The following is a 12,765-nucleotide window of genomic DNA, read 5'->3' as shown; positions in this document are numbered from 1 at the left end:
CAACCGTGTTCCAGATTCTAGGACGCCGGGCCGACTCGCTTCGGATGGGGCTCTACACCAACTTTCTCGACACTACCAATGAGTCGGTGGACGGTGGAGTTTTTCGGTGAGCGGCGTATCCTTCCAACGGTTTATCTAGTGTGTCAGTTGAAAGGAAGAGGGCGCTCGTCGTTGTTTGAATGTGAACTGCCGTTTGACCACAAGACGCTGCATCTGGAGCTCGAGGATAAAAACTTCGCCGGTGTGATGGAGGATCATCAAAACGAGTTTAAGACTACAAAATCGCAGGAAGAGCTGGTAGAGGAGTCGCTTGCCAACCCTTATGGCTCGCCTTCGCTCGAGGAGCTTTGCGCTGGCAAGAAGGATATTGTCATCATTAGCTCCGACCATACGCGCCCCGTTCCCTCGCGTGTGACGATGCCTATTCTGCTGCATCACATCCATTCCGCTGCGCCCGAGGCTCGCGTGCGTATTTTGGTTGCTACGGGTATGCATCGTCCGTCGACGCACGAGGAGCTCGTCAACAAGTACGGCGAGGAAATTGTTGCCAACGAGGAAATCGTTATGCACGTCGCGACTGACGACAGCATGATGAAAAAGATCGGCACCCTGCCTTCTGGTGGCGAGTGCATCATCAATAAGATTGCCGTCGATTGCGATCTGCTGCTTGCCGAGGGCTTTATTGAGCCGCACTTCTTTGCCGGTTTCTCTGGCAGCCGCAAGTCCGTCCTTCCCGGTATCGCCAGCTACAAGACCATCATGTACAACCACAACGGCCAGTTTGTGAACGATTCCCACTCGCGTGCCGGCAATCTGTGCCACAACCACGTGAGCGAGGACATGTTCGCCGCTGCCGAGATGGCTCACCTTGCCTTTGTGCTTAACGTGGTGCTCAACGGCAAGCACGAGGTCATCGGCTCCTTTGCCGGCGACATCCACAAGGCGCACGAGGCTGGCTGCGAGTTCGTGAAGAGCCTTGCCGGCGTTGAGCCCGTCGAGTGCGAGATTGCCGTCACCACCAACGGCGGCTACCCGCTCGACCAGAACATCTACCAGGCCGTGAAGGGCATGTGCTCTGCCGAGGCCACGCTTCCCGAGGGCGGTGTGATTATCGACGTCGCCGGTTGTGCCGACGGTCACGGCGGCGAGGGCTTCTATCACAACATCGCCGACAACGATCCGGCAGAGTTTGAGCGCGCCTGCATCGACCGTCCTAAGGACGAGACCCTGCCCGACCAGTGGACGAGCCAGATTTTCGCCCGCATCCTGGCACATCACCCTGTGATCATGGTTACCGACCTGTGCGATCACCAGATGATTAAGGATATGCACATGACGCCGGTCAACACCCTCGAGGAGGCGCTCAAGCTCGCCTTTGAGATGAAGGGTGCCGATGCCAAGGTGGCCGTCATTCCCGATGGCCTGGGCGTTGTCGTCGCGCAGCACTAGTGCGTGGCCTAAACGAATCGTTTTTAACCGACAAGAAAGATAAGGTTTTATGCTTACCAAACTCCTCTGCGAATTCGGCGCAACGGCCCTCATGATCATCTTTGGCGTGGGCGTACACTGCGATACCGTGCTTAAGGGCACCAAGCATCAGGGCTCCGGCCACATGTTTGCCATCACCACCTGGTCTTTTGGCATCTCGGTCGCTCTGTTTATCTTTGGCGGCGCCGTGTGCATGAACCCCGCCATGGTGCTTGCCCAGTGCATCGTAGGCCTGGTGCCGTGGAGCAGCTGCATTCCCTTCATGATTGCCGATATGCTCGGCGGCTTTGCGGGCGCCGTGATCGCGTGGTTGATGTATGCCGATGAGTTCAAGGCTTCCGATGGCGTCGTCGACCCCATTGCCCAGCGCAACATCTTCTCGACCAACCCCACCACCGAGGGTACGAACTACGCCCGTAACTTCTTCTGCGAGGCTATCTGCACCTTTGTGTTCATCAGCGCCATCCTCGCTGCCGCTAACCGCGCCGGCGAGAACGTTCTGATGCTCGCCATCTGCGTCGGCCTGATCGTTTGGGCCGTTGGCATGGGCATGGGCGGCATCACCGGCTTCGCCATGAACCAAGCCCGTGACCTTGGTCCTCGCATGGCCTATCAGGTGCTGCCGATCAAGAACAAGGCTGACAACAACTGGAAGTACGGCCTGCTCGTTCCTGGCATCGCTCCGTTTGTCGGCGCTGCTCTGGCTGCACTGTTTGTGCATGGTTTCTTGGGCATGTTCTAGTCAAAGGACGGCTCTATAAGGTCCGGGCTCGGTAGGGGTTAACTTTCCAACGCGTCCTCGGACATGCAAAAAAGGCTCGCTGCGCACTTCGTGTGGCGAGCTTTTTTGCGTCCTGCGGAATGCGTTGGAAAGTTAACCCCTACCGAGCCCTGGGCACTCTTGGCTGTGTTCGAACAAGCAACCCAACATATATATCTGAATTTGGATGGGAGGGGCTTGTTGCTGTTGGGGGCGTTGGGCTTTTGCAGACACTTTGGGATGCGCAGTGTCTTAAGTCGGAGCGGGATTTTGGAATGGGATTCGCACTTTGGGAAGGGATAGTTACTTAGTTGAAGAGGGGCTTGATGGCTGATAGGTAGTCTTTGGCTACGTCCTCTTTTGGGGCTTCGAAATTGTGCCAGGCCCACCATTGGACCATTCCTACGAAGCTTGAGGCTATGTGGTGTAGTAGGAAGCTTCGGTCCATGGTGGCGGCGGGGCCGTTTGGGTCGGTAGGGACGGTTTCGGCTGCTCGTAACAAGATGGTCTTGCGTAAGCAGTCGGCGAAGACGCGTGAGCCGGCGCCGGCTACCAGTGCCCGTACACCCTGCCGACGATTCCAGAGGTTGTTGAGGATATGCTCGACCTGTACGAGTGGGTCATCGAGGGGCGTACCGTCATCGTCGAGGGCATGGGTGCAGATATCGCGCACGAGCTCAGCGAGCAGGTCATCTTTGCTCTTGAAGAGCCCGTAGAACGTGGCCCGACCTACGTGGGCACGAGCGATGATGTCGCCGACGGTGATCTTGCCGTAGTCTTTCTCGCACAGGAGCTCGGAGAACGCCGTAACGATGGCAGCGCGGCTTTTTGCCTTGCGGGCATCCATGGCTATGCGTCCGCGTGAACGAGCAGGCAGCGGAGCGTACCGGAGCAACCTTCGTAGGGGCGTTTGCCGGCGCCGTAGCCGACGGCTTCGATGCGGTAGCGTGAGGGCAGTTGGTCGGACGTGCGCAGCGCGGTGACGATGGCGGCGCCCGTCGGCGTCACGAGCTCGCCGGCGACCGGTGCAGGCGTGAGGGCGATATTGCCCGTCTGGCACAGGTTGACGACAGCGGGGACGGGAATGGGCATGAGGCCGTGGGCACAGTGGATGGTGCCGTGACCCTCGGAGAGCGACTCGACCACGATGTCCTCAATACCAAGGTCGTCGAGGCAGATGGCGACAGAGCAGACGTCGACGATGGAGTCGACGGCGCCCACCTCGTGAAACAGGACGGTGTCGGGCGTTTTGCCGTGAGCCTTTGCCTCGGCATCGGCGAGTACGGAAAAAATGGCGAGGGCACGACGCTTGGCACCATCGCTTAGCCGTGAGCCATCGATGATGGCGGTGACATCCGCCAAAGAACGGTGGTGATGGTGGTGGGCGTGATGGTGACCCTCATGGTCATGCTCGTGGCAGTGCTCGTGTTCGTGCTCGCCATGGTCATGATGGTGGTGCTCATGCTCGTGCGTGTGCTCGGCAGCTGCTTCGTTGCCGTAGAGCCATGCCATGTCGTGGTCGTGGTTCTCGAGCTCTTCTGCCAGCTGAACGTCGAAATCGCAGGCGTCGATGCCATGCTTGTTTACGCGCGTGACGGCGATCGTAAAGCCGTCGACCGGCAGTGTGGCGAGCTGTTCGCGCAGGTGCTCCTCGCTGGCGCCCAGGTCGAGCAGGGCCGCGACGGTCATATCGCCGCTGATGCCCGAGGTGCCGTCGATGATAAGCGTGTGCTGATGATTGGACATGGAATGCTCCTTAGCGGGCGCGGGGTGTGCCGGCGCTCAGATGATTGATAAGACTTGCCTGGTAGGCGGCGCCAAAGCCGTTGTCGATATTGACGACCGAAACGCCGCTGGCACAGGAGTTGAGCATGGCGAGCAGTGCAGCTACGCCACCAAAACTTGCGCCGTAGCCAACGCTGGTGGGAACGGCGATGACCGGACAGCTCACCAGACCGCCGATAACGCTCGCCAGCGCGCCCTCCATGCCGGCGATGGCGATGACCACCTGCGCCTGGGCAAGTTCCTCGGCATGCGCGAGCAGGCGGTGCAGGCCGGCGACACCTACGTCGTAGAGGCGGTCGACCTCGTTGCCATAGAACTCGGCCGTCAACGCGGCTTCTTCGGCGACGGGTAAGTCGCTCGTGCCGGCGCAGGCGACGACGATGCGTCCGTTGCCGGTAGGGGAGGGCTTGCCGCCCACGAGGGCGAGCTGTGCGTCCGGGACATATCCCAGGTCGATGCCGTTGTCGAGGAGCTCCGAGGTACGGGCTGCTTTTTCGGCATCCAGGCGCGTGACCAGGATGCGCTCCTGGCCGGCATCGCGCAGCGCTTCGATAATGGCGGCAATTTGCTTGGCGGTTTTACCGGCACCGTAGACAACCTCGCCGGCTCCCTGGCGCACTCCGCGCGAAAGATCGAGCTGTGTAAAACCCAGATCGGCGGTTGGCGCCGTTTGGATGCGCGTGAGGGCGACTGCCGGGGTGACTGTTCCGCCGGCAACATCGCTCAGCAATTGCTCAAGATCTTGCTTATCCATATATGTTCCCTTCGACGGCGCAAAGTCTAGCACTCAAAGGGTATGTTTCCGAACACTAAGACAAAATTGTTCGGAAACTATAGGACAGACTGATTCAATTGTTAGACGGATCGGCTAGTCACGCAGGATGATGTCCATGGCGAGCATCAGGTTGCGCTCGTCGATGGCAAACGGGGCGGCTTCGCGCGTCTTGGGCTTGGCGCAAAACGCGATGCCCGTGCCCGCAGCCTGAATCATGGGGATGTCGTTGGCGCCGTCGCCGATCGCGACGGTGTGGGCCATGTCGACACCGCACTCAACTGCCCAATCCAGCAGCTGGATGAGCTTGGATTCCTTGGTCACAATGTTTGCCGCCAGCTTGCCGGTGAGCTTGCCGTCCACGACCTCCAGGCGGTTAGCGAGGCAAAAGTCGATGCCCGCGGCGGCCACGATCTTGTCGGCGACCTCGTGAAAGCCGCCGCTTACCACGCCAACCTTCCAGCCCTTGCTGTGTGCCGAGCGCACAAGCTCCAGCGCGCCGGGGGTAAATGTCACGCGCTCAAAGGTGCGCTCGAATACGCTCTCGTCCAGGTCGGCGAGCAGCCCCACGCGCTCCTCGAGCGCCTGCTTAAAGTCGAGCTCGCCGCGCATGGCGCGTTCGGTGATCTGTGCAACTTGCTCGCCCACGCCGGCCTCCTCGCCCAACAGGTCGATGACTTCCTGGTTGATGAGCGTGGAGTCGATATCCATAACGATGAGGCGTGCGGTCATGACGGGCCTTTCCGAGTGCGGTTGTATTGGGGCACATTGTCGCACGCGGCGCGCCTTGGCGACGGCCAGGCCGCGTCAATTGTTTCGTCTCCGTCAAGTCTTTGGGCAAGAGCTACTTTTTCGCGGCACATCGACGCGGGTGCGATAAGATAGAACGCCATGTCTGGCTGCGCGGTTTACGCAGGCTGGGCAAATCTGTACGACGCCGCCCGGAACGACACGGGGCGGCACAGATCCATAAAGGAGGATCACTGGTATGAGCCAGACCCGTCCCATCGATGAGCATTCCATGCACACCCGTACCTGCGGCGAGCTTCGCTTCGAGAACGTGGGCGAAGAGGTCACCCTCACCGGTTGGGTGAGCCGTCGTCGCGATCACGGCGGCCTTATCTTCTGCGACCTTCGCGACCGCGAGGGCATCACGCAGCTCACCTTCGACCCCGAGCACTCCGACGGCGATGCCTTTAAGATCGCCGAGACCATGCGTCCCGAGTGGCCCATCAAGATCCACGGCGTCGTGCGCGCCCGTGGCGAGGAGACCACCAACACCAAGCTCGCGACCGGCGAGATCGAGGTCCTGACCGACCACGCCGAAGTGCTCAACACGTCCGTCACCCCGCCGTTCCAGATCGAGGACGGCATCGAGACCAGCGAGGACACCCGCCTGCGCTATCGCTATCTGGACCTCCGCCGTCCCGAGATGATGGCCAACCTCAAGCTGCGCTCCGACTTCACCTTTGCCATTCGCGAGGCGCTGCACAACCGTGAGTTCATGGAGGTCGAGACGCCCTCCCTGTTTAAGTCCACGCCCGAGGGCGCTCGAGACTTCATCGTTCCCAGCCGTATCCAGCCGGGTAACTTCTACGCCCTGCCGCAGTCCCCGCAGCTCCTGAAGCAGCTGCTCATGGTCGGTGGCGTCGAGCGCTACTACCAGGTCGCCAAGTGCTTCCGCGACGAGGACCTGCGTGCCGACCGTCAGCCCGAGTTCACCCAGGTCGATATCGAGATGTCCTTCGTGGACCAGAACGACGTTATGAGTGTGCTCGAAGAGGTCCTGGCCGATGCCTTCGGCCGCATGGGCGTCGAGATGCCCACGCCGCTGCGTCGCATGAACTACTGGGAGGCCATGGACACCTATGGCTCCGACAAGCCCGATACCCGCTATGGCATGCACCTGGTCGACCTGACCGACATCTTTGCCAACTCCAAGTTCAAGGTCTTTGCGACTGCCGCGAACGAGGAGGGCTCTGTCGTCAAGGCCATCAACGCCAAGGGCGCCGGCGCCTGGGCACGTGCCAAGATCGATAAGCTCGCCGGCGTGGCCTCCACGTTTGGCGCCAAGGGCCTGGCCTGGATCGCCTTCCGTGAGGACGGCTCCATCAACAGCCCCATCGTCAAGTTCTTCTCGGACGAGGAGATGGCGGCTCTGCGTGAGCGCATGGACGTCGAGCCTGGCGACCTCGTGATGTTCGCCGCCGGCCCGCGCCTGCTCTCTGACGAGATCCTGGGCGGCATGCGTTCCCACATGGCCAATGCGCTCGAGATCAAGCGCGAGGGCCACGACTTCCTGTGGGTCGTCAACTTCCCGCTGTTCCACTGGGATGAGGACCGCAAGGCCTATGCGGCCGAGCATCAGCCCTTCACCCTGCCGACCGAGACCGACATCGCCAAGATAGAGGCCGACCCGTTGGCGGCCGGTTCTTGCACCTACGACTTTGTCATGGACGGCTTTGAGGCCGGCGGCGGCGGTATGCGTATCCACAACGCCGAGATGCAGATGTCCATGCTCAAGCTCCTGGGCTTTACCGAGGAGCGCGCCGAGTCTCAGTTCGGCTTCCTCATGGAGGCCCTCAAGTTTGGTGCGCCCCCGATGGGCGGTTTCGCTCTGGGCCTGGACCGCGTGTGCATGCTGCTCACCGGTTCCGACTCCATCCGCGACGTCATGGCGTTCCCCAAGACGGCCAGCGGCTCCGACCTCATGTCGGGCGCTCCGAGTGCCGTTTCCGGCGCCCAGCTCAAGGACGTCAGCCTGCGCCTGATGTAGGGAAGCGGCTACATATTGCCTGTAACGAGGGAAGGACGCGTGCCTTCCCTCGTTTTTTATGCGCCGAGGTTGAGAGGGCTTGGGATGACCGGGCGTCGCGGAAACTGCGTCTCGGAATTTGCGTCCAGAACGGGTCGCGCTTTCCCAAAGGGGGGTCCTCTGGGAAAGCGCGTCCCAGAATTCGGCAAAATAATGGGGCACAGTTTCCGGTTGAGCTGTCTAACGGAAACTGTGCCCCAGAATGAGCGCTCAAAACGGGGCAGGCTTTCCGCAACAACTGTCTGGCGGAAAGCCTGCCCCAATTTCTTATAGCGAGTCTCTCTGGATCAGCTGCATGTGCATCACGGAGGTGGTGGGCTCGGCACCCTTGATCATGTCGAGCGCAATGTTGGCAGCCATGTGGCCTTCTTCGCGCAGGGGCTGGCGGACGGTCGTGAGCGCGGGGACGCAGCGCGTCGCAATCTCGTGATCGTCGAAGCTGACGACAGAAACGTCCGCCGGAACGGATAGGCCTGCCTCGTTGAGTGCGGTGATGACGCCAGCCGCGATACGGTCCGATCCGCAGAGCACGCCATCGAAAGCGATCTCGCGCGCGAGAATCTGGTGCATGGCCTGATAGCCGTCTCCGCTGTTCCAGCCGGTATAGATAACGTTTGCGTCTGGGAGGTCTTCGCCCAAGACGGCGCGGTAGCCGCGCAGGCGGTCGGCAACAGCGGGGTTGTCTTGCGGTCCCAACACAGCGACGATATCTTTGCGCCCGCGATCCTTCATGGCGAGTGCCGCAAAATGTCCGCCCTCTTCATCGTCAGAGTAGACCGTCGAGAACACATCGCGATAGGGGTGGCCCTCGAGCTGGCCGCACAACACGGTGGGTACGCCCAGCTCGCGCAGCACCTCGAGCAGCTCGCTGCCTTTGTAGGGAGAGACGTCGATCACGGCGTCGAACGAGCGGCGCTCAAAGTGCTCGCGTGCGCGGTTGCGCTCATGCGTAGAAGACGCCTGCAAGATAACGGGCAGATAGGACGACTCCGAAAGTTCCTCGGTAATGCCGCTCAAAAACTCGCTATAGGTGGGGTCGCTGAAGAGTTCACTCAGAGGCTCGGTCACGAGCACGGCGATGATTTCCGTGCGCCCGACAGCGAGCGCTCGGCCACGAGCGTTGGGGACAAAATTGACTTCCTTGGCCGCCGCGCGGACGCGCTTTTTGGTTTCCTCGCTAATGCGGGGCGAATCGTTGAGGGCGCGCGATGCCGTGGAGCGCGACACGCCGGCAGCTGCGGCAACCTCGGCAAGCGTAGGTGCGGTGCGAACTGGTTGGGTCATGGCGTCTCCTGGAAAATGCGGTCGATGTTGTCACTGATACGGGCTAGTGCGGATACAGCTTACTATAGTGCGCCTGAACAGCGTTCATGATATCCGGTGACCGGTGTCGTTTTGCAACCAAGCCGGAATCGAATACGTCTCGTGTGGGTGAGATATCAGCGGGCGTGGAGGTTGCCTACGAGCTTAAGAACGATGTCTTGCGCTGAGTTTCGATACTCAGGGTGACATAAGTGTTGCGATTGTACAACCGGTTGCACCGTTAACCCGGCCAAATCGACCGTTCAGCGGACAACCGGTTGCACAGTTTTTTACATCGCCCGTAAGATAAGGACAACCGGTTGCACAAGAATCACTACGATGACGAAGGAGCATCACCATGGACGCCATTAACGATTGGGAAAACCAAGCGCTCACCCACAGGAACCGCCTGGCACCCCATGCGTACTTTATGGGTTACGAGACCGCCGATCTCGCTGCAACGTACAGCCGCGAGCTGTCGCGCGGGTTTGTCCAGCTGTCCGGCTCGTGGCAGTTCCGCCTCTTTGAGGGCCCCGCTGCCGTCTCCAACGAGGAACTCTCCACGTACAAGCCCGAGTGGGATCACGTGGAGGTTCCGCACCTGTGGCAGGTGGACGGCTATGGCAATCTTGCCTATACCGACGAGGGTTTCCCGTTCCCGGTGGACCAGCCGTTCGTTCCCTCCGACGACCCCACGGGCGTCTACCAGCGCATCGTCAATCTTCCCGCTGTTCCCGCCGGCGCTCGCGAGATCATTCGCTTCGACGGCATCGAGAGCTATGGCGAGCTGTACGTCAACGGCCAGTTTATCGGCATGACCAAGGGCTCGCGCCTGTCTGCCGAGTTCGACGTGACCGACGCGCTCGTCGAGGGCGACAACCTGTTTGCGGTCAAGGTCCTGCAGTACAGCGATGGCAGCTATATCGAGGACCAGGATATGTGGTGGGCCTCGGGCATTTTCCGCGATGTGTACCTTGTGCAGCGTCCCGCCGCGCACCTGGTCGACTTTAGGTTCCGCACGCACCGCGAGGGCGATACCGCTCTGATTACGCTCGATACGGTGGCCGAGGGCGCTACCCGCGTTGTGTATACGCTCAGCGATGGCGAGAACGTGGTGGCTACGGGTGAGTGCGTCGACGGCCATGCCGAGTGCAGCGTGACCGATGCCCACTTCTGGAATCCCGAGGACCCCTTCCTCTACGACCTTACGTTTGAGGTCTACGACGGCGACAAGGTGAGCGAGTACGTCCCGCATCGCCAGGGTCTTGCCGAGGTGACGGTCGAGGGCAATCATATCTACCTCAACGGCACTTACTTTAAGATGCATGGCGTCAACCGCCACGATCACGACGATCACAAGGGCCGCGCCGTGGGCCTCGATCGCATGTGCCGCGACCTGGAGCTCATGAAGCAGCACAACATCAACGCGGTGCGCACGTCCCACTACGCCAACGACCCGCGCTTCTACGAGCTGTGCGACGAGTACGGCATCATGCTGGTCGCCGAGACCGATATGGAGAGCCACGGCTTCGAGAATATCGGCAATATCGCCCTGGTCACCGACGACCCGGCATGGGAGCCGGCCTACGTCGACCGCATTGAGCGCCTGGTGATGCAGGAGCGCAACCACGCCTGCATCATTATGTGGTCGATGGGCAACGAGAGCGGCTATGGCTGCAACATCCGTGCAATGTATGCCAAGGCTCACGAGCTCGATGGTCGTCCGGTCCACTACGAGGAGGACCGCAACGCTGATACCGTCGACGTCATTTCCACGATGTACTCCCGTGTGTCGCAGATGAACGACTTTGGTGAACATCCGTTCCCCAAGCCGCGCATCAACTGCGAGTACGGTCACTCCATGGGCAATGGCCCCGGAGGCCTGTCCGAGTACCAGGAGGTCTTCGATCGCTGGGATTGCATCCAGGGCCAGTTCATTTGGGAATGGTGCGACCACGGCTTGGCTGCTGTGACCGAGGACGGCGTTGCCTACGACATGTATGGCGGCGACAACGGCGACTACCCCAACAACAGCAACTTCTGCATCGACGGCATGGTGTTCCCCTGGCAGCAGCCGAGCCCGGGCCTCACTGAGTATGGTCAGGTCATCTGCCCGGTTCGCATGGCCTACGATGCCGAGGCGGGCGAGCTGACCGTCACCAACAAGCGTTGGTTCACCACTCTCGAGGATGTCTGCCTGTCGGCCGAGACCCTGGTGGACGGCGACGTGGTCTGCCGCAAGACGCTCATGCCCGGCGCGGTTGCCCCCGGCGCGTCCGTCAAGCTTCCGCTGGTGATTCGCGAGGCCGCGGTAGGCGAGACCCTGCTGACCGTGCGCGCCTACACCATGGCCGCTCACGTCTGGTGCGAGCCGATGTTCCAACTGGGCGCAAGCCAGTTTGCCATCGCAAACCATCCGGCGCCGGCCATCGCGGCTCCCACTCGTCCTGAGCTTACGGTCGAGGAGACTGAGCAGGAGATTCGCATTCACTCCCTCAACGGCGAGCTGACCTTCAGCAAGGTAAACGGCACCGTGAGCAAGTGGAAGGCATCCGGCCGTGACGTCATGGCCTCTGGTCCCCAGGTTGGTTTTTGGCATCCGCTCGTCGACAACCACGCCCAGGAGTACGACTCCCTGTGGAAGGACAACTTCATTGATGTAATGCAGACATCCACCCGCAAGGTTTCTTGGAAGCAGGACGGCAATGCGGTCGTCGTTACCGTGAGCCAACGTATTGCTCCTCCCGTCCGCGCGTTCGGCATGCGCGTCGAGCTTGTCTACACCGTGCTTCCGAGCGGTCGCGTCGACCTCAAGGTTTCCGGCGAGCCCTACGGCGATTACTCGGATATCATCCCGCGCATCGGCATCTCCTTTGAGGTTCCCGGTTGTGATCGTGCCGTCGAGTGGTATGGCCACGGCCCGGGCGAGAACTATCCGGACTCGCTGCGCGCCAACCCGGTCGGTCATTACCGCACTACGGTCGACGACATGTTCACGCCCTACGTTATGCCCCAGGACTGCGCCAACCGCGAGGGTACCCGCTGGGTCGCCCTGCGCTCCAGCCACGGTGACGGTCTGGTCGTGACGCGTCCGAGCGGCGCCGCTTCCAATCCGTTCTCGTTCTCCGCATGGCCCTATAGCTGCGAGGCTATCGATAACGCCAAGCATGTCTACGATCTTGTCCCGGGCGACACGGTTACGGTCAACATCAACGACCAGCTGCTCGGCCTTGGCTCGAACTCTTGGGGTTCCGAGGTGCTCGATTCCTATCGCACCCGTTTTGAGAGCTTCAGCTTTGAGGTGTCCCTGCGACCGCTGACGTCTGCCGATCTGGCTCAGGCGCTGGCACCCATTAAGGAGGCATAAGTCATGCATATCTTTAACTCGCGTGCCGATTTCGACGCCCAGATGAAGTCCGTCAAGAAGTGGATGCGTACCGGTCAGGCACTCGACGGCGTTTCTGAACTGCAGCACGATGTGGCGTACTCTATCGGCGACTCGCTGGTGTATTGGTGGGTGAACGCCCACGAGGCGGCTACTGCCGATCTGGTCGGTCACCGTCGCTACCATGCCGTGCTCGCCCCGCTCGACGGCAATCTGACCGTTGAGGTGGCTTCCAAGGCCGATCTTACCTGTACGCGCGCCTACAGCGATATCGATGATCGCGAGCGCTTTGAGGGTACGGGGGAGACCGTGACGATTCCCACCGGCGGCGTTGCCGTCGTCGAAATTGACGAGGCCTACCGTGTCGTGGCCGATGCCGCGGATCCCCGCGTCGTGGTACTGCACGTGACGGTCGAAGGTTATTCCTTCCCCAACAAGTAGTATTCGTCCGCTTGGAC

General features: G+C 60.9%; 10 protein-coding genes. 5 read left to right on the top strand and 5 right to left on the bottom strand.

What is annotated here, in order from left to right; translation table 11 throughout:
* The first annotated feature begins 171 nt into the window (after positions 1-171).
* Complete coding sequence (larA, locus tag ACESUZ_RS01860; RefSeq protein WP_373198139.1) at positions 172-1,449, top strand: nickel-dependent lactate racemase; 1,278 nt, start codon at positions 172-174, stop codon at positions 1,447-1,449.
* Between the two features lie 49 nt (positions 1,450-1,498).
* A complete protein-coding gene (gene larD / locus ACESUZ_RS01855) occupies positions 1,499-2,230 on the top strand; it encodes a D/L-lactic acid transporter LarD (RefSeq protein WP_373198138.1) in 732 nt (243 codons plus the stop codon).
* 325 nt (positions 2,231-2,555) lie between these two features.
* On the opposite strand, the gene ACESUZ_RS01850 is transcribed toward larD, so the two are convergent.
* The 4 genes from ACESUZ_RS01850 to serB all read right to left on the bottom strand — a co-directional run bounded on the left by ACESUZ_RS01850 (position 2,556) and on the right by serB (position 5,537).
* Positions 2,556-3,095: a TetR/AcrR family transcriptional regulator gene (locus ACESUZ_RS01850; protein ID WP_373198137.1), complete on the bottom strand. Its 540-nt coding sequence runs from the start codon at positions 3,093-3,095 to the stop codon at positions 2,556-2,558.
* Positions 3,096-3,097: 2 nt separating this feature from the next.
* On the bottom strand, positions 3,098-3,994 hold the full coding sequence (gene larC, locus ACESUZ_RS01845; protein WP_373198136.1) for a nickel pincer cofactor biosynthesis protein LarC: 897 nt from the start codon (positions 3,992-3,994) through the stop codon (positions 3,098-3,100).
* A 10-nt stretch (positions 3,995-4,004) separates the two neighbouring features.
* Positions 4,005-4,787, bottom strand: a complete 783-nt coding sequence (larB, locus tag ACESUZ_RS01840) for a nickel pincer cofactor biosynthesis protein LarB (RefSeq protein ID WP_373198135.1) — start codon at positions 4,785-4,787, stop codon at positions 4,005-4,007.
* 114 nt (positions 4,788-4,901) lie between these two features.
* Positions 4,902-5,537 (bottom strand): phosphoserine phosphatase SerB, encoded by a 636-nt coding sequence (gene serB, locus ACESUZ_RS01835; protein ID WP_368142402.1) that lies wholly within the window; start codon positions 5,535-5,537, stop codon positions 4,902-4,904.
* Positions 5,538-5,793: 256 nt separating this feature from the next.
* On the opposite strand from serB, the gene aspS reads away from it, so the two are divergent.
* Positions 5,794-7,581: an aspartate--tRNA ligase gene (gene aspS, locus ACESUZ_RS01830; protein WP_373198134.1), complete on the top strand. Its 1,788-nt coding sequence runs from the start codon at positions 5,794-5,796 to the stop codon at positions 7,579-7,581.
* Between the two features lie 306 nt (positions 7,582-7,887).
* On the opposite strand, the gene ACESUZ_RS01825 is transcribed toward aspS, so the two are convergent.
* Positions 7,888-8,904 (bottom strand): LacI family DNA-binding transcriptional regulator, encoded by a 1,017-nt coding sequence (locus tag ACESUZ_RS01825; protein WP_373198133.1) that lies wholly within the window; start codon positions 8,902-8,904, stop codon positions 7,888-7,890.
* A gap of 376 nt (positions 8,905-9,280) precedes the next feature.
* Here ACESUZ_RS01825 and ACESUZ_RS01820 point away from each other — a divergent pair, with 376 nt between their 5' ends.
* Together ACESUZ_RS01820 and ACESUZ_RS01815 are read left to right on the top strand one after the other, a co-directional pair.
* Positions 9,281-12,289, top strand: coding sequence for a glycoside hydrolase family 2 TIM barrel-domain containing protein (locus tag ACESUZ_RS01820; RefSeq protein WP_373198132.1), 3,009 nt, complete (start codon positions 9,281-9,283; stop codon positions 12,287-12,289).
* A gap of 3 nt (positions 12,290-12,292) precedes the next feature.
* Positions 12,293-12,748 (top strand): NanQ anomerase/TabA/YiaL family protein, encoded by a 456-nt coding sequence (locus ACESUZ_RS01815; RefSeq protein WP_117563669.1) that lies wholly within the window; start codon positions 12,293-12,295, stop codon positions 12,746-12,748.
* Positions 12,749-12,765 lie beyond the last annotated feature (17 nt).

The sequence above is a fragment of the Collinsella aerofaciens ATCC 25986 genome (assembly GCF_964239575.1).
Taxonomy (GTDB): Bacteria; Actinomycetota; Coriobacteriia; order Coriobacteriales; family Coriobacteriaceae; genus Collinsella; species Collinsella aerofaciens_BQ.
This window is presented reverse-complemented; position numbering and strand designations above follow the sequence as displayed.

Coding starts and splice junctions, on each gene's coding strand:
- larC (WP_373198136.1), bottom strand. CDS start 3,994: ATGTCCAATCATCAGCACACGCTTATCATCGACGGCACCTCGGGCATC.
- aspS (WP_373198134.1), top strand. CDS start 5,794: ATGAGCCAGACCCGTCCCATCGATGAGCATTCCATGCACACCCGTACC.
- ACESUZ_RS01820 (WP_373198132.1), top strand. CDS start 9,281: ATGGACGCCATTAACGATTGGGAAAACCAAGCGCTCACCCACAGGAAC.
- ACESUZ_RS01815 (WP_117563669.1), top strand. CDS start 12,293: ATGCATATCTTTAACTCGCGTGCCGATTTCGACGCCCAGATGAAGTCC.
- serB (WP_368142402.1), bottom strand. CDS start 5,537: ATGACCGCACGCCTCATCGTTATGGATATCGACTCCACGCTCATCAAC.
- ACESUZ_RS01825 (WP_373198133.1), bottom strand. CDS start 8,904: ATGACCCAACCAGTTCGCACCGCACCTACGCTTGCCGAGGTTGCCGCA.
- larB (WP_373198135.1), bottom strand. CDS start 4,787: ATGGATAAGCAAGATCTTGAGCAATTGCTGAGCGATGTTGCCGGCGGA.
- larD (WP_373198138.1), top strand. CDS start 1,499: ATGCTTACCAAACTCCTCTGCGAATTCGGCGCAACGGCCCTCATGATC.
- ACESUZ_RS01850 (WP_373198137.1), bottom strand. CDS start 3,095: ATGGATGCCCGCAAGGCAAAAAGCCGCGCTGCCATCGTTACGGCGTTC.